We start from the raw sequence: 20,034 nt of genomic DNA, 5'->3' as shown, positions 1-20,034 counted from the left end.
CGGCCGGTCCGCTGCCCGTCAGCCGACCGGCGGCCAGGCGCGCAGGGCCAGGTCGGCCACCCGCTGGAGCTCTTCGCGCGGCACGCCGCCCGCGGCCTGGACGGCGATGCCGTTGGCGACGGTCATGAGGTAGCGGGCGAGCGCGCCGGGATCGGCGTCGGCGGGCAGGTCGCCCTCGTCGACGGCCTGCTGGAGGCGGTCGCGGAAGTGGGCGGTGTGCTCGTCGCGCCACGCGGCGAGCGTGTCGCGGGCGTGGCCGCCCGTGGCACCCGCGGCGAGGGAGCCCTGCACGCCGAGGCAGCCGGCGGGGCAGTCGGGGCGGGTGGTGGCCCGTACGGCGCCGTGCAGGAACGCCGTGGCCACCTGCCGGGCGGTCGGCTCCCGCAAGGCCCGGACCCCGTACGAGGCGGGGCCCTCGGTGTAGCGCTCCAGGGCCTTGCGGAACAGCTCCTCCTTGTTGCCGAAGGCCGCGTACATGCTGGTGCGCGTGATGTTCATGGCGCTGGTCAGGTCGGTGAGGCTGGCGCCCTCGTAGCCCTGTTCCCAGAAGACCCGCATGGCGCGTTCGAGCGCCTCGTCGGCGTCGAAGCCCCTGGGCCGGCCGACCGGCCCCTTCCGCCGCGTCTCGGCCGCCCGCGTTTCCGCTCTTCGCGTCTCAGCGGCTGCCCGCGTCTCCGCCGTCCTGTCCATGCCCTCGACTCTACCTCTTCCGTACCGATCGGTTCAGATGTGTTACGTTCAAATTCGGTACCGATCGGTACGTAAAAAGTCGTGGAGGTCATTTCGACATGGGACAGCTCGCGGACACACGCGCCGACACACGCGCAGGCACGCTCGCGGGTTCGCTCGAAGGCAAGACCGCCGTCGTCACCGGCGGCAGCACGGGCATCGGCCTGGCCGCCGCCCACCGGCTGGCGGACGAGGGGGCGCACGTGTTCATCACCGGCCGGCGCGCGGCGGTGCTGGACGCGGCCGTCGAGGCCATCGGCCCGGCGCGGGCCACCGCGGTGGTCGGCGACATCGCGAACCCGGCCGACCTGGACCGCCTGTACGAGACGGTCGCCGCCCGAGGGCGCGGCCTGGACGTCCTGTTCGCCAACGCGGGCACGGGGTCGTTCGCGACGCTGGAGCAGACCACCGAGGAGCATTTCGACGCGATCTTCGGCGCCAACGTGCGGGGCACGCTGTTCACCGTCCAGAAGGCGCTGCCGCTGCTCAACGACGGCGCGTCGGTGATCCTGACCTCCTCGGTGCGCGCCGGCGACGGCGTCGCGGCGTTCGGCACGTACGCGGCCTCGAAGGCGGCGATCCGGTCGTACGCCCGGACCTGGGCCAACGAGCTGAAGGCTCGGAACATCCGGGTCAACGCCGTCTCCCCGGGCTCCATCGACACCCCGGGGGTCGACAGCCTGGTGGACGGGGAGGACGCGGCAGCGGTCAAGGCGCAGTTCGCCGCGGGCGTCCCGCTGGGCCGCCTCGGCAGTGCGGAGGAGGTCGCCGACGCCGTGGCGTTCCTCGCCTCCGAGCGGAGCAGCTTCTTCCTGGGCGCCAATCTGTACGTCGACGGCGGCGAGATGCAGATCTGAGCGGACGCCGCCGCCACCTCCCTTCGGGGGCCTTGCCGCGGACCTTGCTCGTGCACCTTGTCGTGGATCTCGTTGTGGACCCGTTGTGGACCCGTTGTGGACCTTGGCAGGTTTCCGCCCGTGCCCCGTCGGGCTCGTTGACCGCTGGACCGCCTGCCGGTTTGCTCTCCCTGCCGCGTCGGCAGGGGCTGGCGGGGCCGACAGGAGGGGGCGGAACACATGAGAGAGACGCGACGAATGAGATGGGTGAGAGGGGCGAGGCGAGAGAGATGGGAGAGACGTACGAGGGGTGGGGGGATCGGCCGGTGGGCGGTGCGCGGCACCTGCGGGCTCGCGGCCGCCGCACTGGTCTCGGGCGCGGCGTTACCGGCCCAGGCGGCGTTACCGGCCCAGGCGGCGCGATCGGCCCAGGCGCCGGGATCGGCCCAGGCCGCGCGATCGGCCGGCCCCGGCCTCGTACAGGTGGACCTCGGCATGGGCGGCGCGCAGCCCAACGGCTGGTCGCAGGCGTCCGGGATGAGCGCGGACGGCAGGTACGTCCTGTTCGTCTCGCAGGCGTCCAACCTGGTGCCCGGTGACACGGACGGGGACTACGACGCGTTCGTACGGGACCTGCGCACCGGGGGCATCGAGCGGGTCAGCGCGGGCGACGACGTACTGCCGGGAGGCGCGAGCGAGGCGTCCATCAGCGCCGACGGCCGGTACGTGGCGTTCACCGCCGTCGTGCCGCCCGGCTGGCCGGGCGGTTCGGACAGCGCCACCTGGCAGCTCTTCCTCCGGGACCGCCGCACCGGCCACGCCGAACAGCTCACCCATGGCACCGACGAACCCGATGCCCCGGCCATCAGCGGGAACGGCCGCTACATCGCCTACGCCACGCGCCAGGGCACCGGCATCCACGTCCTCGACCTGCGGAAGAAGACCACGCGGCTCATCACGAAGGCCCCGGACGGCTCCCCGGCCGACCGGCGCTCCGACAACCCCGTGATCAGCGCGGACGGCTCCACCGTCGGCTTCCTCTCGCGGGCCACCAACCTGCTCCCCCGCGACCCGGCCGCCGCCGCAGCTCCTTCCCGGCCATCCACACCGCAGCGCTTCTACGTGTGGAACCGGCACACCGGCCGTATCCAGGGCGCGAGCATCGACCCCGCCGGCGCGCCGCGCCCAGCGTCCCTCGACGCGAGGCTGAGCCCCGGCGGCCGGTACGCGCTCTTCAGCGCCCCCGAGCCCAACGGTCCGGACACCACCGACTCGCACACCGAGCTGTACGTCCGCGACCTGTGGCGGGGCAGGACCGAGAAGGCCGCGCGCCCCCTGCCGAACACCGTGACCACCGGCGACTCCCACAACGGGGCCATGACGGCCGACGGCCGCTCGGTGTACTTCGCCTCGACCGCCGACAACCTGACGCCCGGCGACACCAACCAGGCCACGGACATCTTCCGGCGCGACCTGCGGACCGGCCGCACCGAGCGGATCGACATGACGGGCGTCGCCTGGACGCCCATCTCGCTGCGCGTGGACAGCTTCGGGACGACCGCGCTCTTCGAGGAGGTCGGCAAGGTCTACGCCCGCCCGCTCCCGCGGACCTGACGGCCTGTCACAGACCGGCGGCGCGCTCCGTCACAGCCCGTAGGTCGCGCTCCGTCACAGCCCGGCGGGCGATGCCGCCATGTCGCGCAGCGTGCGTACGAGCGCGGGCCGCAGGCCGGACATGACGCTCGCGGCCTCCGGGGTGTCGGGGTAGGCGAGGTACACGTAGAGGCCGGTCGCTGTGCGATGCAGCCAGAAGCAGAGGCCGTTGCAGTGCGAGAGCCGGAGGTGGTGCCTCGCCCGCCAGGCCGCGTGCTGCGCGGCGCCGGGCGAGCGGGTGTAGTCGATGTAGGAGAAGGCGCAGGGAATGGACGGCACGGTCGCGCCTCCATGCGGCACGGTCGCGCCCTCACGCGGCACGGTCGCGCTCCCGTGCGGCGAAGCCGTGCCCTCATGCGGCGCGTGGGCGGCGGTCAGGAGTCGCCGGGCCAGCATGAAGGGCACGTGCGCGTGCTGGGCCGCGGTGGTGTACGCGGCCCGGATGCCGGCGATGATCGCCGCCCGGTCGCGGTCGGCGGCGACGGAGAATCGTACGGGCACGGGGTTGGCGAACCAGCCCATGGCGTGCTCGTAGGGCCCCCGGCCGCGCGCGCCGACCGGCATGAAGCCGGAGAACGTGTCCGGGCCGCCCGCGTCGCGCACCCAGATGCCGAGCGCCGCGAGGAACGCCGCGAAGATGCCGCCGCCGACCGCGCGGCTGCGTTCGTACAGCGCCCGCGTGCCGGTCTCCGTCAGCAGCCGGTCGGTGCGGATGACCGCGGGGCGGACCTCGCCCGGCGCCAGGCCGAGGTCGAGCGGGAACGGCGGGCAGAGGCCGCCGTCGGGCGTCATGCACTGCTTCCAGTACTCCAGGCGGCCGTCCCCGGCGTGCAGCGTGGCCATGCGCCGCCGCTGGTCGCGGCTGAAGGAGACGTGGCTCTCCGCGGGAGGGAGGTCGGGCTCCGCGCCGCGCGCGTAGGCCGCGTAGGCGGTGGCCACGTCGTGCACGGCGACCGCGGCGGACAGGCCGTCGTACACGCTGTGGTCGAAGGCCAGATAGACGGTGGCGGACCCCTCCCGGACGACGGCGGCCAGGACGAAGAGCCGCCCGGCGAGGACGTCGATCTCCTTGAACAGGGCGTCCAGTACCGTGCGCAGCGCCGCGGGGGAGTCGGGGCGGCCGAGGTCGCGGTAGTCCAGCACGGCGTCCCGCGCGTCCGTCACTTCGCAGGTCGCCCCGCCCGCCGCCCCCGCCGTGCCGGGCCGGAAGGAACTGCGCAGCGCGTCGTGCCGCCGGACGAAGTGCAGCAGCGCCGCCTCCAGCGCCCGCGGGTCGGGCGGCCGCCGGATCTCGAAGGTGATCACGGGCTGGCAGGCGAGCGATTCGGGGGCGACCGCCGGGTCCGCCGCCTCGCGCAGCGCCCGGACCGTGGCGAGCTGGTCCTCCTGGTTGTAGGACACGACGCCGGGCGTACGGCGCTCCGGCGCGTCGCCGAGGCGCCAGGTCAGGACGCGGCCGGGGCGTACGTCCAGTTCCGTGATGGGGAGTTGCAGCATGGTGCGGGGCTCCTCAGCCGTCAGAACGCGCCGGTCCGGGCCAGGTTCTTCACCGTGCGCCCGAGCGTCGCCGTGAGCGCGGTCTTGACGGCGCGGGCCGGGGGCGTGTCGGCGTAGAGGGTGTTGATGTACAGACCGGTGTCGCAGCGGTGCAGCCAGAAGCACAGCCCGTTGTGGCGCGACGCCCATACGTGCTTGCGGGCGTTGCGCCGCACGTGGTGCTCCGCGCCGGGCGCGCGGCGGAAGTCGAGGTAGGAGAAGAAATTGACGGCATACGGCCAGGAGCGGATCGCCGCGAATTCCGTCGGGGCCAGCAGTTGCCAGGCCTTGACGAATGGCACGTCGAGGTGGAGCTGGAGCTCGGCGAAGGCTTCGGTCACGTTGGCGAGGACGGCGCGGAGGTCCTGTCCGTCGGCGACGGAGAAGGCCAGGGGCATGGTGTTGATGAGCCAGCCCATGGTGTGTTCGTACGGCCCTCGCTGACGTTCGCTGACCGGCATGATGCAGCGGTAGACGTCCGGCCCGCCCTCCTTCCTGAGTGCCACTCCGACGGCGCCCAGGAGCCCCATGAACAGCTTCCCGCCCGCGTCGTGGCAGACGGCCTCCAGGTCCCGGGTCTCGTCGGAGTCCAGCAGCCGCTCGGTCTCGTTGGCCGAGGGGTGCAGTCGGCCCTGCTCCACGCCGATGTCCAGGGGGAACGGCGGGAAGAAGGCGCCGCCCTCCGCCATGAACCGCCGCCACCGGGCCAGCCGGGGGTCGTCGGCCGTCGTCAGGCTTTCGTTGCGTTCGCGCTGCGCGCGGCTGAACGCCAGATAGCTGCCGGTCTCGGGGAGGTCGGGGGTGTGCCCGGCCGCGTACGCCTCGTAGGCGGTGGCGAGGTCGCGTACGGCGATGGGCGTGGACAGCCCGTCGGTCACCAGGTGATCGCAGGCGAACCAGACCGTCGCGCCATCGTCTCGGAGGATGGCGCCCATGACGATCAGCGGCCAGACCAGCGGGTCGATCCGCTGGAACGTCCGGTGCAGGTACTCCCGGACCCCGTCCGGGGAATCGATGAACCCCAGGTCCTCTTCCTTGAGCTCCATGCTCTCCGGCGCGCCGGGCTCGCAGCGCACGTCGCCGACGAGCTGCTGGAACGTGCAGCGCAGCACTTCATGGCGGCGTACGAGGTGCAGGAACGCGGCCCCCAGCGCGCCCCGGTCGACTGGCCCGCGCAGTTCGAACGAACCGGCGACGTAGGCGCGGATCGGATCGTCGGCCTCGCGGGCGCTCTGCGCCACGGTGAAGTGTTTCGCCTGGTTGTAGCTGGTGTGCCCGTCCTGGTACGGCGCGGTCTCGGGGGCTGGCCCGGACGCCTCCGCGGAGAGCAGCGTCCACTCGACGGCGTTGCCCGGAGCGATGTCCACGTGCTCGACGGATACCTGAATCACGGATACCGCTCTCCTTGCCGACCGTTGCCAGGGCGTCCTCGTGCGTCTGTTCGGCGACGCGACGAGGCTGTCGACTAGTAGTAGTACCCGACAAATCGGACAAATCAATCACCCTGGGCCGGTGGCGCGGGCGCGGACGGCCGCATTCCGCCAGGTAGCGGCGGGGCGGCCGCCGCGCCACTTCGCCTGCCGCGGGCTGCTACGGTGCCAGGCCGGCGTCCCCGCCGGTGCTCAGCTCGGCCCAGACGGTCTTGCCGACCGTACGGCCCTCCACGCCCCACCGATGCGCGAGCGCGCGCACGATGAGCAGCCCTCGCCCGAACTGGTCGTAGTACGGATCGGCCACGCGCGGCCGCGGCCGGCGCTCCCCCTTGGGGTCGGTCACCGCCACCCGGAGCACCGCCCCGGCCAGGAACACCTCCACCCGGAACAGCCGATCCCGCAGACACCCGTGCAGCAGCGCGTTCGTGATCAGCTCACTCGCCAGCAACGCCGCGTCCCCGGCCACCTCCTGATGCCCCCAATCGCAGGCCAGGCGCGCTACGCGCCGTCGGGCTACGGGGATGTTGTACGGGTACGGGGTGTAGTCGACGACGTCGTAGTGACCGTCCGCCGCTGTGGCCTTCCCAGCCATGGACACGCACCTCCAGTGCGGTCGCAGGGGCTCGCACGTCTGGCGCTTGGCCTCGGCAGTGTCAATGCCGCGCCTGCGCAGGGCAGGCCGGTGCACTTCCGCCGGTGGCTGCGCCGCTGTGCGAGCGGTTGGGCACTGACGGTAGCGACGCAATAGCGATCCGTGCAAGCGGTCTTGGAGATATCTGTCTCCGAATTTTGCTTGTGCCGCTCTGTGATCGGCTGCAAACTGAGCGGGATCAGGGAGGTGGGGCGAGATGACGAGGGGCCAGGCGGCGCTCGGCAACCGTGTATCGACGGTGCTGGCACGAAGGTTGGGGGCCGAACTGCTACGGCTGCGAGACTCAGCCGGGCTCACTCAGCCGCAAGCGGCGGAGGCGCTGAGCGCCACTGCCGCGAAGATCGCAAAGATGGAACGGGGTTGGGTGCCGTTCCGGGACCCCGACGTTCGGGCCCTCGCGACGCTGTACGGGCTGGAAGACCCGAAGGCTGTTGACGGCCTCCTGCGGTTGGCCAAACTCGACCGTGAACGTCGCAAAGCCAAGGGCTGGTGGCAGCATTGGCCACGGGTGGGCGCAATGGCTGAGTACATCGCCATCGAAGACGTCGCGACGCGGGTGCGCTCGTGGCAACAGGCGTTGGTGCCTGGGCTGTTCCAAACAGCTTCATATATCCGCGCGTTGGCTGTGGCGTCCGGCCCGTCGGAGGACCCGGACGAAATCGAGCGCATTGTTGAAGTCCGCATGAAGCGGCAGGCACGACTCGTTGGCGAAAAGCCACTAGAGGTGTACGTGGTGATTTGGGAAGCCGCGTTGCGTCAAGTTGTCGGTGGGCGCGAAGTGATGCGCGAGCAACTGGAGCGAGTGCTGGAGGTAGCTCAGCTTCCGAACGTACGACTCCAGGTGCTGCCGTTCCGGGCCGGCGGCCACCCCTGCATGGCTGGAGCTTTCAACATCGTTTCGTTTGCCGAGGACGAGGCGGTGGACGTGGTCCACGTGGACACCATGACGGCTACCGTGTGGGTTGAAAACGCGGACGAAAGCGCCGCCTGCAGAACGTATTTCGACAGCGCGACGCGGCTCAGCCTGTCGCCGCACGACTCCCTTACCCTTATCGGCAGCATCTGCAAGGAAATGTGACCATGCCACTCTTCGAGTTCGTGAAGTCCAGTTACAGCACGGTGAACGGCGAGTGCGTCGAGGTGGCCACCAACCTGCCCCACACCGTGGCGGTTCGCGACTCCAAGGACGCGGCCGGCCCGGTCCTGCGCTTCGCGCCTGCCGCGTGGGCATCCTTCCGCCAAGCCGTCGCCGAAGGCGGATTCTGCTCGGATTGACCGCACCTGGAGGCGCGACAGGTGCCCGTATTCGACTTCGTGAAGTCCAGCTACAGCACCGCTAGCGACGAGTGCGTGGAGATAGCCATCAACGTCCCCGGAACGGTAGCCATCCGCGACTCCAAAACCCCCTCCGGCCCCACCCTCCACGTAACTCCTGCCGCCTGGGCGGCCTTTCGGGAGGCCATAGTCCAAGAGGACGCGGCCTAAAAAACCACAGGAGGTCGGCCGAGAGGCAACCGCCTGCCGACGCCGCCGGAGCGGCGGAAACGAGGCCCTTCGGAAGGAGCCGGCCGCCCCCGGCCTCGGGCAGCGGGCCTACGCGGCGGGGCCGTGGCGGCTCGCCCCCGGACGTACGAAGGGCGGCACCGCCCGCCTCGGCGTGGCGCGCGGTCGGCCGGGCCCGCAGTTGTGCGGTCCTCAGTTCGGCTGGGCGACCAGGAAGAGGCGAGCGCGCTCGTCGAGCTCGGCCGCTGCCCGTACGCCGCGGGCCCGGTACGGGCGAAGGCCCGAACGCATGCTCCGGATGGCCTTGAGGGTGCGCGTCGACCGCACTCCGCTCACCGGCCACGTCCCGAGGGGGCTCATGAGCACCGTCCGAATGAGCCCGGCTGACATCGGCACGCGCTACCAGATCAGTACTCCGCCGGCGGAGCCTCGCGCACGGTCGGCCGCGTCCTCGATGGTCCTCAAGCGTTCCGAGATCTGCCGGACGTACTCGGCGTGTGACTTCGCCGGATCGGTACGCGGGGCCACGACTTCGATGTGGCTGCGGAGCAAGGCACACTCGGCCAGAAATTCCGTCACCTGGTGCGGAAACACCTTCAAGTCATCGCCGGCCAGGGCCGGGAAGAAGCGCGCCCCCAGTGAGCGAACGGCGTCGGACCCCCACACCACAGTGCGCCAGCGCTCGAAGCCAGCGAGGTCCGAACTACCTTCCGGAACGTCCAGTACGTGCACCTGGCCGTCCTCACCGACGACGAAAACATCCACGGACAGGCTCATGAGTCCAGTGGAACACGGCGCGGACGACAGCCGGCCCCACGCCTGAGCGGTCGCGATTCCGTACCGCTCCGTGGACGAGGGGGACGTACAGCTCGGTGCGGAACGGCGCCACCGCCGTGAACACGTGTGGTCGAACCCCGTGCTCGACCTGTCCCACGATCCGGCTCCACGCGCCGTGCCGACCTCTGCCCGCAGGGCCATCGGTCGCGAGGCGACCGCCTGCCGGGGCGGGCCGGCCGCAGGTGTGGACGCGGCGGCAGTCGGTAGACGGCATACGGCGGCGGCCCCGCCGTCCTGCCCGTCGCGGAACGGAACGTCGCCCGTGCGCCCTTCGGCGACGGCGCCGCGCACGCCTCGATGCGTCCCGTCCGGTCCGAGCGCGGCCCTGACCTCCTCGGCGCCGCCGTTCCGCCGCCGTTCGGCTGCCGTGCGCTGTGGGACGAGGGGTGTGCACGGTGAGCACATCCGGGTCGCGGCGGGGTTTGCCAGGCTGTCGGTGAGTGATCACCGCATCCCCGAGGAGACTGGCATGCCGTACGTCACCGTCGGCCGTGAGAACACCACGGACATCGACATCTACTACGAGGACCACGGAGCGGGGCAGCCCGTGGTGCTGATCCACGGATACCCGCTCGACGGCGATTCCTGGGAGAAGCAGACGAAGGCACTCCTCCTGGCGGGCTACCGCGTCGTGACCTATGACCGCCGCGGGTTCGGCAAGTCCGGCCGACCCACGGCCGGTTACGACTACGACACCTTCGCCGCCGACCTCAACACCCTGATGGAGACCCTGGACCTGACCGACGCCGTGCTGGTCGGCTTCTCCATGGGAACCGGCGAAGTCGGCCGCTATCTCGCCGCGTACGGCGCGGGACGGGTGGCCAAGGCGGTCTTCCTGGCCTCGTTGGAGCCCTTCCTCCTCAAGACCGGGGACAACCCCACCGGAGTCGACGGGAGCGTCTTCGAAGGCATTCTGGAAGCCGTCGCCAAGGACCGGTACGCCTACTTCACGGACTTCTTCCGGGACTTCTACAACCTCGACGAGAACCTCGGCACCCGCATCAGCGAAGAGGCCGTCCGCGCGAGCTGGAACACCGCGGCGGGGGCCTCGCCGCACGCCTCCAGCGCGTGTGTCCCGACCTGGACGACCGATTTCCGCGACGACGTGGCCAAGGTCGAGGTGCCGGCGCTCATCCTGCACGGTACGGGCGACCGGATTCTGCCCATCGACGCCACCGGCCGCCCCTTCCACCAGGCCCTGGCGCACGCCGACTACGTCGAGATCGAGGGCGCCCCGCACGGGCTGCTGTGGACCCACGCCGACGAAGTCAACGCGGCCCTCCTCGCCTTCCTCGCCAAGTAGTCGCCTCCCCCCGCACTGCGGAGCGGCCCCGGCACCGGGCAGGTGCCGGGGCACGGCGGTGTCGCTCTCGTCGCCTATCGCTGCATCTCCTTCTCCCTCTCCTTCTCCTCTTTCTCCTTCTTCGCGACGTTCTCGGGGGCCGCCGGCAGGGCGGTCCGGTGGCGGGCGGTGAAGGCCAGCGTGCTGAAGAACGCGGCGATCACCCACGCGATCGGTCCCGCCAGGCCCGGCCACAGCGGCGCGTAGCCGGGCACGATGACGAAGAGTACGAAGGCGATGTCCAGCAGGGTCACCAGGATGAGGTTGATCCAGTAACCGGTCGTGGAGTTCCGCCAGTTCATCAGGGCGCCGATGACGATCACGGCGAGGGCGCTCATCAGGATGTTCCAGGCGTCCTGGAACACGCGGGCCTGGACCATGCCCGGATCGAGCGACTGCCCGAGTTTCAGCAGGCCGTAGGCCGCGTTGATGTGGACGATGCCCCAGATCACGTAGAAGACGGCTCCGAGCTTGGCGGCGATCCTCGCCATTCCGATCACTCTCCTTGATGTAGGCATGCCAAAGTTGCCAAAACGACAAAACGCCAAAACGTCAGAACGCGGACACGCTTGCTCGCAGCCGGCACGCCGATGCAGCCGATACCTGCGAGAAGGACGACAAAGCCGTCCGGGAACCACGCGAGGCGGAGGCCGCGGCGAAATGACCGCTCAGTGATCAGCTTGGCAAAGGGCGCGGCGGGCCGGGTGTGCTGAGGGCGCAGGCCCCTGGCCCCGGAGCGCACGATGGAGCGGGGGCGGCTACGCCACCCGTACGGCTATGGCGTCCGGACTCAACTCCGGGAGCGACCGTGATGCTGAACGCGCCAGTCGGTCGGAGAGCAGCCGAGAGCACGGCGGAAGCGGCGGGAGAAGTGCGAAGCGTCGACGAACCCGCTGGCCCGGGCGACGGCGGCGATGGTGAGGTGCGGCTGCGCGATCAGCAGCCGCTGAGCGGCTTCCAGACGCAGTTGCATGATCGTCTCGCTGAGGGAGAGCGGCTCGGACTGCCAGAGCTGGAACAGCTTGCGCACCGAGATCGCGTGCGCCGCGGCGATATCGCCCGGGCCCAGATCCTGATCGACGGCGTGCATACGGAGAAAGCGCCTGATCCGGTCCAGCAGGTGGTCCTGAACGGCCGTACGGGAGGCGGCACCGTCGTCCCGCGCCGCGCTGGCCACCAGCCCCTTCAGCAGCGCGACGGTGGCCTCGGCGGCCGACGCACGGTCACCGGGGCTGGTCAGCAGCGGCGCGTTGCGGGCCAGGGACACCAGATGGTCGCGGACCAGGCCGTACAGGGGACTGCTCGCCAGCCGGTGGTCGGCGAGGCGGATGGTCTCCGTATTCGTCTCCAGAACGGAGCGGTCGACCTGGACGATACTGGCGTTGCAGGTGAGCGACGGGCGAATGGTGAATACGGCGTTCGGGTCCGTGACGTAGAGATCGCCCCGACGCAACGGCCGGCTCACGCCGTCGTGCTCGTAATGGCCAGGCTGCTCACCATCGAACAGCAGGAAGAGAATTCGCTCCGTACCGTTTCCTCTCCGGTACTCACTCGCGCGCCTGTGCGCGAGGCCGCCACCGGTCGTGCTCGTGAGGAGAACCCCCTGGTCCAGCTCCATACCGGACAACCTGGCCCGTACGGACGCGGGCTGCTCGGCGAGTACATGGACCCGATGAGGCGTCCCCATCGAGCTCGTCATGAAGTCCGAGATGGCCGCCGCGCGATCCCTCGGCGCGAACCACGAGGCGTCGAATAACAGCTGCATGTTGCCCGTCTCCACTCGGAGCGGCGGCCAACGGCCGCCGCGCACTTACTTCTTGGAAAAATCCGCATGCAGGGTACAGCCGCCCGGATACATACGCGCGGGCCTATGTGCGCCCTGTGGGTGTACGGGGCCGCTGCCGGCGTCGGCGCGCGAGGGTTCCGGCCAGAGGGAGAGCCGGTTCAGGCCAACGGAACTCTTGGGCGCGGGGGTGGCGCGTACAGTCGGCTGGCTGGCTGGCTGGCTGGCTGGCTGGCTGGCTGGCTGGCCTGGCGATTGGTGTTCCGTATCGCTCGCGTCCCTGTGAGACACCGAGGTGGGGCGTCCGTGCTATGCCGTCCTTGCTGCACTACGAGATCATCACTGATCCGACGACGCTTCAGGCATCGCTCCCCGGTGAACCGTCGGTGGGGACGGTCTACATCTTGGTTTCCAACAACCACCAAGCTCCGGTGACATGGGACCACATAGATGTGGAACTGCCGATAGTCCCCGGTGCGACTGAGCTGACCAGCAATCCCGGGGCGGTCAACCCGAGCATCAACAGGACGCGGTTGAGTCCGCGTGACGATGACCTGGAATTCAAGTGGGACAGTGATAAGCAGGTCTTCCGGGCGCAGATCGACAGGGGCCAGAATCCGAACGGGGCGACGACGACGCTGTATCCGCAGCAAGGTCTGATCCTGACGCTGGGGGACATCGCGGTGTCCGAGGACGCGGGGCTGGTCGTTCTGGAAATCCACGAGGTGGCGGGCGGGGGCGACGGGCCGACACCGCTGAGGACACAGGCGTTCACGACCGCCCTCGGGCTGACGACGCAGACGCCGCGAGTCCCGCGGAACTTCCGGGCGGAAAAGTCCTTGGTGAACGGGGAGGCGAACGAGACGCTGGCGCTGCTGTGGGACGGGCCCACCGGTCTCGACTACGCGATTCTCGACCAGCGGGGGGCCGAGGTCTACAGCGAGTCGCCGAATCAGGGCCTCCCGTCGTTCCACAAGGAATTCGCCTGGCGTCCTCCCTTCGCGCCCAAGCGCGGGACGACGTACACGCTGGTGGCCAAGGCCCCCGGGGTCGCGGATCAGCGGGGTATTTCCTCACGACCACCGTGCACGCGACCATTCCCGAGTTCGAGAGCGGTACGCGCACTCCGTGGGCCGAGGGGCTGGGGGACAACAAAGGCCGTGTCTTCTTCACTCCGGAGGGCGTGGACATCCAGGAGAAGAACCACCCCGCGCTGGGCAGGATGCGGGCGCAGAAGGCCGACGTGGATTCGGTCATCACGAGGCTGGTTCAGGGCCGTACGGACGACGCCGGCTGGATCACTTTCCCGGACCGGGGCCTGAACGTGTACCACGGCCCGACCAACACACCGGCCGTCATCACGGCGGCCCGGGCCGACGTGGAGGGCGTGAACACCACCTGGGCGGGGCGGCGCGACGCCAGTCAGGGCTGGATCGAGTTCTCGCAGCCGGGGGCGACGGTCCACAAGGACGGCGGCCAGGACCTCGGCACCCTCACCGCCGACAAGGCGGACGTCAACGGCCTCAATACGAAATGGGTGGGGGACCGCGACGGCGGAAAGGGCTGGATCGAATTCCCGCAGGACGGTGTCGACGTCCGTAAGGCCGCCGACGACAATTGGGGCACCATCGCCGCGGGCCTGGCCAGCGTGAATGATCTGCGTACGGGCGACGCCCGGGTAAAGGGCCTGCTCACCGTCCTGGGCGGAATGAACCTCAGCCACCGGGGGAAAATGAACCGCGAGCGCGGAACGCTGTTCAGCACCGGCCGGACGCCATTGAATTCACCGGGGCGAACGAGTTCAAGCAGGGCGTGCGATTCGAGAACGGCGTGCTGGTCCTCAACGGCAAGTACTCCGTCTCGATGACCAAGGAATCCGGCGACATGCTGGTCAGCGGCGCCGGCCTCCAAGTACAGGGCGGCACGATCTCCGTATCCTCCGGCGGCACTCCGCCGCAGGTCCGCGTCCTGTAGCCGCTGCCCCCGCCCATGCCCCTGCCCCGGGCCGTCGTAAGAATCCCGCCTGCGTCGTAGTGGTTACCGGTCGCAGGCGGGATCGATACCGGCAGTCCCGTTCAGCGGGCGCTGCCCAGATTCCGGTCGGCCTCGGCGCCTTCGAGCATGAGCGTGACCTCTTCGATGCGGCGGAAGCGGCCGTCGGGCGCGAATTCGCCGAAGAGGTAGACCTCCGTGCGCACGGTAGCGCCGTCCGTCTTGGTGATATGGACGGTGTGCCGGTCCGCGTAGCGGTCGCCGTCGTACAGCTCGTCGTGGACGTCGACGGTGCCTTCGGCCACCACGCCGCGCAGGTGGGCGATATGCGCGAGGAAACCGTCGCGGTCGTCCCACTTCCCGTCGGTGCGCTGCCGGTAGTCGGGGGCGAAGTGCCGGTCGGCGGCCTCGTGGAGATCGAGTTCCGGGTTGAAGATCAGGTCGGCGAGTGCGGTGGCGATGTCGGTGCGCTGCATGACGGATTCCTTTGCGTGGCCCCCTGTGCGTTTGCGTGCATGTCGCACGCATGTCGTGCACCGTAACACGTATGCGTGCGATCTGCACGCAATGGGTCGGGGTGCACCCGCGCCCGTACACAGCCCCGTACGGGCCGGGGTGCACCCACGCCCGTACCCAGCTCCGTACACAGCCCCGAACACCGCTCTGAGCTGCGCACATGAGTATCCGGGCTCATGCGCCGGCCCGGCCGCCTTCCTAGGGTCGGGCCCATGACCGACACCGCCTCGCCGCCGGGGACCTCACCGACGCCGACTCCCTGGACACCTGAGAGCCGCCGACGGTTCATCCGTCGCGTCCTCCTCTCGGCCGTCGGGCTCGCGCTGGTCGCCGCCGCTGTCCTCGGGCTGCACCGCCTGTGGAAGGGCGAGCCCTACCGCGAGGCGGACCCGCACGCGGTGGTCGCGCGGCTTCAGGACTCCGTCCGGAGCTCGTACGACCTGCTGGCACGGCCGGAGCTGGACGGACTCGGCTGGAGCGACGTCCACGAGGGCTCCTGCTACTACAGCGGACTGGAGTATTACTCCCACTTCGACGAGCCGCAGGAAGGCGTCAACAGCTTCCACACCGGATGGGCCACGGCGAAGCCCGTCATGCGGGCCGACGCCGAGGCCGCTGTGGCCCGGCTGCGTGAACACCTGACGGCGGACGGCTGGTCGGTCACCTCCGACCGGACGGACCCCGACCTACTGGAACTCCGCCTCGCCCACCCGGACACGGGCGACTCCTTCATGGCCCTGTGGTCCGGCGCCCGTAGCCCCCTGCGCATTTCCGCCGGCTCCGACTGTGTCCGTACGACGACCGACTGGAAGCCGGGCGGAGAAGGCTAGGGCGCCCCGGGGGGCGTTGTTCTCAGCAATCTTCTCAGCGATCGCCGTGCCGGCCGGGGTTCGGTTCGGCGGGGGGTGGGCCCTTCAGTTCGTGGAAGCCCGGGGTGCCGGCGACGAGGAGGGTGCCGTCCCAGAGGCGGCCGGCGGCCTCTCCTCGCGGGGTGCGGGAAAGGACGGGGCCGAAGAACGCCACGTCGCCGGCGGCGAGGACCGGGGTGCCGATGTGCGGGCCGACCCGCGCGACGCCCTCGGCGGTCGAGGCGCGGACGGCGTCGTCGTACGCATCGGACTCCGCGGCCCCCGCCAGCTCCGGCGGGAGCCCGGCGGCGGTGAGCGCGTCGGCGAAGGCGCCCCTCTCCGCTCGCTCATGGGCCCGGGTGCCGTACTCGGTGTAGAAGCGGCCGAGGGCCGCGGGGCCGTGCCGGTCGGCGACGGCGGCGCAGACGCGGACCGGGTAGCGGAGATAGCCCTCGGGGTCGTTCTCGGGGTCGTCCTCGCGCTCCTCGTTCAGCGCCCAGAGGCTCAGTACGCGCCACCGGAACTCCACCGGTCGTACGCGCTCCACCTCCAGCGCCCAGCGCGAGGTGACCCAGGTGTAGGGACAGGACGGATCGAACCAGAAGTCGGCGATCATCCGGCCAGCCTATGCGCCGTCCACCGACTCGCGGGGCTCATCGACCCGCGGTGCTCACCGACTCGCGAGGCTCATCGACCCGCGGTGCTCATGCGAGCGCCCGGCTCGGTTGCAGTTCCCAGCTCGCCGCTCGCCGTTTCCAGCTCGCCGCTCGCCGCAGGCGACCGTCAGCGCCAGAGTTGGTGGTCGTTGCTGCCGCCGACGCAGCCGATCGTGCGGAGCCCGTATTCGCTGTCGTCCAGGCACTCACCGGTGGCCTGGCTCTGGAAGGAAATCGAATCGGCGCGGTGATGGGTGATCCACCAGCTCTGCTGCGGCGACGAGTCGCAACCGCGGGTCGCGAGGGTGTACCCGTCGTCGTAGAGGCAGCGGTTGGTGGCGACGTTCCTGAGCTGGCGGGTGCCGTCGTTCCACACGTGGACGCTCCAGTCCTGGTAGACGCCCCCGTTGCATTGGTAGCCGCGCAGTCCGTATTCGCTGTCGTCGAGGCAGGAACCCGTGAACATGTTGCCGAATGTCTGCACCACGTCGTCGGCCTTGGGCGGCGCGGAGACGGCCATGGCCGGCGAGGCCATCGCTCCGCCGAGCAGAAGGGCGGAGGAGACGGCGAGTGCGAATTTCGTGCGCTTGCGGAGCAACAAAACGTGCCTCCTGAAGGTCTCTCTATCTGAGAGTCGTCTGTTGTGACCGTGTAAGGGTGAGCGTCGTGGTGCCGGTGGGACAACGGAGGTAAGGCACGGCTTAAACCGCCAGCTTGCGGGCGGGCGGCGATGCAGCGATGCGGTAGCAGCCAGCCAGCCAGCCAGCCAGGCAGGCAGGCAGCCAGGCAGGCAGGCAGACAGACACAGGACGGTAATTCGTCGGCATCGCGCGGGGGGCGTTGTGTTGCGAGTCGTGTTCGGTCCGGATGATCTGGCGCGGGTTCGGGTGGCGGCGGGCCCGGACCGTATGTGGGAGATCGCCAATAGCGTGCAGACGCTGCAACGGCGGGACGGGGCAAGGGCTTTCGGCGACTGGCGCGGCGCGGTACGGGCCCGCCTTTCGCGCGAGAGCAGGCGGCTGGCCTCATTGCTGCCGCCCCGGGGCTATTCCCCGGATTTCCTGACTCCGACGGTCACTTCGGCGACTTCTCCGGCGGCTGCTGCTGCCGTAGAGGCGACGGGCGAGGACAGCGGCAAGGGGTTCGATGCCGCGGTGGACGCCGTATTGAGTACGCCCCGCACCCGGCTGGCGGCGGAATTGCGGCGACTCGCGGCCGAGCGGGAAACGCCCGGCTGGATGGGGGCGCTGGCGCGCGGCGACGCGGAGGCGTTACGGGCCCTCGGCGCGGCCATACGCGCGTACCAGGCGGAGGCGGTCGCCCCGTACTGGCCGCGGGTCCGCGCGCACGTGGAGGCGGACCGGGTGGACCGGCTGCGCGCCCTGCTCGACGGCGGCGTGGACGGGCTGCTCGCCGGGCTGGGGCCGCAGATGCGCTGGCGGCCACCGGTGTTGGAGGTCGCCTACCCGGTGCGGCAGACGCTCCGGCTGGAGGGCCGAGGGCTGGTGCTGCAACCGTCGTTCTTCTGCTGGCCGGCCCCGGTGAGCCTCGCCGACGCCGGCCTGCCGCCGGTCCTCGTCTACCCCGTACGGCACGACGCGGCCCGCCCCTCCGGCGCCGACGACGCCCGTACCGCCCGCGACGCCGCCCTGAGCGCGCTGCTGGGCCCCGTACGCGCGGCCGTGCTCGTAGCCGCCTGCACGGGGTGCGGCACCGGCGAGACGGCCAGGCGGCTGGGCGTGTCGAACCCGGCCGTGAGCCAGCACGTCGCGGTGCTCCGCGGCGCGGGCCTGCTCATCACGGTCCGCGACGCCGGCCGCACCCTCCACGTAGCCACTCCGCAGGGCCGCGCGCTCGTACGCAGCGCAGGTGTCGGAACCCTCCAGTAGCCGCTGCCGTGTAGCCACTGCCGTGCAGCCGCCGGCGTGGGGACTCCGCTGCCGTGGAGACGCCGCCGACGTGGGGACGTCGGCGTGGAGACGCCGCTGCGGTGGGGGCCCCGCTGCCGTGGGGCCCCGGCTTCCCCGGCTTCGGCGCTGAATCGGCGAGCCGTGGCGGGCGGGTGCCCCGGCGCTGAACTGGCGGGCCGTGACGTGACGGGCGGTTGGGCCGACGGTGAACCAGCGGGCCGTGAGGGGCGGTTGGGCAGGTCAGTCCCTCGGGCCGTGACGGGCGGTTGGGCAGGTCAGTCCCTCGGGTCGTCCGCGCCGTTGGCCGTCCGCTCGCCGACCTGCCGCAGCAGCTTGTCCAGCAGCCCGGCCAGGGTTTCCCGCTCGGCGGCCGACAGGCCGTCGACGAGCCGCGCCTCCCGGTTCAGGACCTCGGCGACGGACTGCTCGATGAGCTCGTAGCCGGCGGCCGTCAGCGTCACCCGCACCGCGGTACGCCCCGTCTGCCCGGGCGACCGCCGCTCCGCGGTCCGCTCGACGAACCCCTGGCTCTCGGCGCGGGCGACGCGTTGCGAGACGGCCCCCGCGGTGACGAGTGTCCGGTTGGCGATCTCGCGCGTGGTCAGCGTGTACGGGGGGCCGCCGCGGCGCAGGACGGACAGCAGGTCCAAGGTGGCCGCGTCGATGCCGGCGGCCCGCAGCGCCCGGGCGCGGTCGTCCGTGAAGAGTTTGCCCAGCCACCAGATCGGGGTCACGATCTCGATCGACTGCGTCGGCGCCCCCGGCTGCTCCCGGCGCCAGGCCGCCGCGATCTCCGCGGCCGGGTAGGGCGGCCATGCGCGACCGGGGTCTGTCGCTCCGCTGTCGGAGTCCGTCGCTCCGACACTGGGGTCTTTCGTTCCGCCGCCGGAGTCTTTCGTTTCCTCCGGCGTTCCGTCCGGCGTTTCATCCGGCATGGTCCAGCTCACCTTGCCCTACCGCTCAGCCTCATGTTTAGCTCTGAACATACCAAACGATTAGAGCTAAACATACCCGTCGAGCTGGAGAAACCCGTGACCTGCACCGTCCTCGTAACCGGCGCCACCAGCGGCATCGGCCGCGCCACCGCGGCCCGCTTCGCGGCCGAACAAGCCCAGGTCTTCATCACCGGACGCCACGCCGACACCGTCGAGAGCACCGCCAAGGAACTCGGCGTCCACGGCATCGTCTGCGACGCCACCGACCCCGGCGCGGTCGCCGCCCTCGCCGCCCGCCTCGACGGCCTCGGCAGCGACGGCAACTCCGGTAGCCACGGCAAGCCCGGCAGCCTGGACGTGCTGGTGAACGCCGCCGGCGGGCTGCCCGGCGCGCAGCCGGAGGGGGTGTCACCGCTCGAAGCCGTCCACGCCGAGTGGCAGACCAACCTGAACCAGAACCTGCTCGGCGCCGTACTGACCACCACCGCGCTCCGCGACCGGCTCGCCCCCGGCAGCGCCGTCATCAGCATCGGCTCGATCGGCGCCGAACGCCGCGGCGGTTCCTACGGAGCGGCGAAGGCCGCGCTCGCGGCCTGGAACGCCGCCCTCTCCGCCGAGCTGGGCCCCCACGGCGTCACCTGCAATGTCATCTCACCCGGATACATCGAAGACACCAACTTCTTCCACGGCGGGCTCGCCGCCGAACGCCGTACCGCGCTCATCGAGGAGACCCACAACAAGCGCCCCGGCACGGTGGCCGACATCGCCGAGACCGCGTACTTCCTCGCCGGCGCGAACGCCCGCCACATCACCGGCCAGACCCTCCATGTCAACGGAGGTGCCTATACCACCCGTTGAGCCCTGTGCCGACGG

22 protein-coding genes are annotated in these 20,034 nt (G+C 70.6%); 11 read left to right on the top strand and 11 right to left on the bottom strand.

The window, feature by feature from the left end:
- Nucleotides 1-18: 18 nt before the first annotated feature.
- Nucleotides 19-690 (bottom strand): TetR/AcrR family transcriptional regulator, encoded by a 672-nt coding sequence (locus IF55_RS15880; protein WP_048832028.1) that lies wholly within the window; start codon nt 688-690, stop codon nt 19-21.
- A 98-nt stretch (nt 691-788) separates the two neighbouring features.
- Here IF55_RS15880 and IF55_RS15875 point away from each other — a divergent pair, with 98 nt between their 5' ends.
- On the top strand, nt 789-1,586 hold the full coding sequence (locus IF55_RS15875; protein ID WP_048832027.1) for an SDR family NAD(P)-dependent oxidoreductase: 798 nt from the start codon (nt 789-791) through the stop codon (nt 1,584-1,586).
- A 312-nt stretch (nt 1,587-1,898) separates the two neighbouring features.
- Nucleotides 1,899-3,179, top strand: coding sequence for a TolB family protein (locus IF55_RS15870; RefSeq protein ID WP_030887163.1), 1,281 nt, complete (start codon nt 1,899-1,901; stop codon nt 3,177-3,179).
- Nucleotides 3,180-3,233: 54 nt separating this feature from the next.
- On the opposite strand, the gene IF55_RS15865 is transcribed toward IF55_RS15870, so the two are convergent.
- The 3 genes from IF55_RS15865 to IF55_RS15855 form a co-directional block, all read right to left on the bottom strand.
- Nucleotides 3,234-4,715: a condensation domain-containing protein gene (locus IF55_RS15865; protein WP_048832026.1), complete on the bottom strand. Its 1,482-nt coding sequence runs from the start codon at nt 4,713-4,715 to the stop codon at nt 3,234-3,236.
- Nucleotides 4,716-4,735: 20 nt separating this feature from the next.
- Nucleotides 4,736-6,145: a condensation domain-containing protein gene (locus IF55_RS15860; RefSeq protein WP_030887157.1), complete on the bottom strand. Its 1,410-nt coding sequence runs from the start codon at nt 6,143-6,145 to the stop codon at nt 4,736-4,738.
- Nucleotides 6,146-6,344: 199 nt separating this feature from the next.
- Nucleotides 6,345-6,779 carry an ATP-binding protein gene (locus IF55_RS15855; protein WP_037966200.1) on the bottom strand — a complete coding sequence of 145 codons (435 nt, stop codon included), beginning with the start codon at nt 6,777-6,779 and terminating at the stop codon, nt 6,345-6,347.
- A gap of 256 nt (nt 6,780-7,035) precedes the next feature.
- On the opposite strand from IF55_RS15855, the gene IF55_RS15850 reads away from it, so the two are divergent.
- Genes IF55_RS15850 through IF55_RS15840 form a run of 3 tightly spaced genes read left to right on the top strand, consistent with a single transcriptional unit; the run spans nt 7,036 to nt 8,324 of the window.
- Nucleotides 7,036-7,917 (top strand): helix-turn-helix domain-containing protein, encoded by an 882-nt coding sequence (locus tag IF55_RS15850; RefSeq protein WP_030887149.1) that lies wholly within the window; start codon nt 7,036-7,038, stop codon nt 7,915-7,917.
- A 2-nt stretch (nt 7,918-7,919) separates the two neighbouring features.
- Complete coding sequence (locus IF55_RS15845) at nt 7,920-8,114, top strand: DUF397 domain-containing protein (protein ID WP_030887146.1); 195 nt, start codon at nt 7,920-7,922, stop codon at nt 8,112-8,114.
- Between the two features lie 21 nt (nt 8,115-8,135).
- The gene (locus tag IF55_RS15840) at nt 8,136-8,324 is read left to right on the top strand and encodes a DUF397 domain-containing protein (protein WP_030887144.1); all 189 of its coding nucleotides are present in this window, start codon (nt 8,136-8,138) and stop codon (nt 8,322-8,324) included.
- Between the two features lie 417 nt (nt 8,325-8,741).
- Here IF55_RS15840 and IF55_RS15830 read toward each other — a convergent pair whose 3' ends face one another.
- Nucleotides 8,742-9,119 (bottom strand): hypothetical protein, encoded by a 378-nt coding sequence (locus tag IF55_RS15830; RefSeq protein WP_030887139.1) that lies wholly within the window; start codon nt 9,117-9,119, stop codon nt 8,742-8,744.
- Between the two features lie 529 nt (nt 9,120-9,648).
- Between IF55_RS15830 and IF55_RS15825 the strand changes: the two genes are divergently transcribed.
- Nucleotides 9,649-10,482 (top strand): alpha/beta fold hydrolase, encoded by an 834-nt coding sequence (locus tag IF55_RS15825; RefSeq protein WP_030887137.1) that lies wholly within the window; start codon nt 9,649-9,651, stop codon nt 10,480-10,482.
- Between the two features lie 74 nt (nt 10,483-10,556).
- Here IF55_RS15825 and IF55_RS15820 read toward each other — a convergent pair whose 3' ends face one another.
- Nucleotides 10,557-11,012, bottom strand: coding sequence for a hypothetical protein (locus IF55_RS15820; protein WP_048832025.1), 456 nt, complete (start codon nt 11,010-11,012; stop codon nt 10,557-10,559).
- A gap of 299 nt (nt 11,013-11,311) precedes the next feature.
- Nucleotides 11,312-12,139, bottom strand: coding sequence for a helix-turn-helix domain-containing protein (locus IF55_RS15815; RefSeq protein ID WP_245661218.1), 828 nt, complete (start codon nt 12,137-12,139; stop codon nt 11,312-11,314).
- A 485-nt stretch (nt 12,140-12,624) separates the two neighbouring features.
- Between IF55_RS15815 and IF55_RS39410 the strand changes: the two genes are divergently transcribed.
- Nucleotides 12,625-13,626 carry a hypothetical protein gene (locus IF55_RS39410; protein WP_157854474.1) on the top strand — a complete coding sequence of 334 codons (1,002 nt, stop codon included), beginning with the start codon at nt 12,625-12,627 and terminating at the stop codon, nt 13,624-13,626.
- A 65-nt stretch (nt 13,627-13,691) separates the two neighbouring features.
- On the top strand, nt 13,692-14,171 hold the full coding sequence (locus IF55_RS39405) for a hypothetical protein (protein ID WP_157854472.1): 480 nt from the start codon (nt 13,692-13,694) through the stop codon (nt 14,169-14,171).
- Nucleotides 14,172-14,379: 208 nt separating this feature from the next.
- On the opposite strand, the gene IF55_RS15805 is transcribed toward IF55_RS39405, so the two are convergent.
- Nucleotides 14,380-14,772, bottom strand: coding sequence for a nuclear transport factor 2 family protein (locus IF55_RS15805; RefSeq protein WP_030887130.1), 393 nt, complete (start codon nt 14,770-14,772; stop codon nt 14,380-14,382).
- A gap of 252 nt (nt 14,773-15,024) precedes the next feature.
- On the opposite strand from IF55_RS15805, the gene IF55_RS15800 reads away from it, so the two are divergent.
- Nucleotides 15,025-15,642, top strand: coding sequence for a hypothetical protein (locus tag IF55_RS15800; protein WP_030887129.1), 618 nt, complete (start codon nt 15,025-15,027; stop codon nt 15,640-15,642).
- A 34-nt stretch (nt 15,643-15,676) separates the two neighbouring features.
- Here IF55_RS15800 and IF55_RS15795 read toward each other — a convergent pair whose 3' ends face one another.
- A complete protein-coding gene (locus tag IF55_RS15795) occupies nt 15,677-16,276 on the bottom strand; it encodes a mycothiol-dependent nitroreductase Rv2466c family protein (protein WP_030887127.1) in 600 nt (199 codons plus the stop codon).
- 167 nt (nt 16,277-16,443) lie between these two features.
- A complete protein-coding gene (locus IF55_RS36015) occupies nt 16,444-16,914 on the bottom strand; it encodes an RICIN domain-containing protein (protein ID WP_157854468.1) in 471 nt (156 codons plus the stop codon).
- A 244-nt stretch (nt 16,915-17,158) separates the two neighbouring features.
- Between IF55_RS36015 and IF55_RS15785 the strand changes: the two genes are divergently transcribed.
- Nucleotides 17,159-18,205 (top strand): ArsR/SmtB family transcription factor, encoded by a 1,047-nt coding sequence (locus IF55_RS15785; protein ID WP_030887124.1) that lies wholly within the window; start codon nt 17,159-17,161, stop codon nt 18,203-18,205.
- 296 nt (nt 18,206-18,501) lie between these two features.
- Here IF55_RS15785 and IF55_RS15780 read toward each other — a convergent pair whose 3' ends face one another.
- Nucleotides 18,502-19,161 (bottom strand): MarR family winged helix-turn-helix transcriptional regulator, encoded by a 660-nt coding sequence (locus tag IF55_RS15780; protein ID WP_078644472.1) that lies wholly within the window; start codon nt 19,159-19,161, stop codon nt 18,502-18,504.
- Between the two features lie 96 nt (nt 19,162-19,257).
- Here IF55_RS15780 and IF55_RS15775 point away from each other — a divergent pair, with 96 nt between their 5' ends.
- Entirely contained in the window at nt 19,258-20,019 is a 762-nt protein-coding gene (locus IF55_RS15775; protein ID WP_030887118.1) for an SDR family NAD(P)-dependent oxidoreductase, read from the top strand.
- The last annotated feature ends 15 nt before the right edge of the window (nt 20,020-20,034 follow it).

The organism is Streptomyces varsoviensis, from assembly GCF_000718635.1.
GTDB classification, from domain to species: domain Bacteria; phylum Actinomycetota; class Actinomycetes; order Streptomycetales; family Streptomycetaceae; genus Streptomyces; species Streptomyces varsoviensis.
The sequence above is the reverse complement of the archived record's forward strand: the minus strand, read 5'-3'. Positions and strand labels throughout refer to the sequence as shown.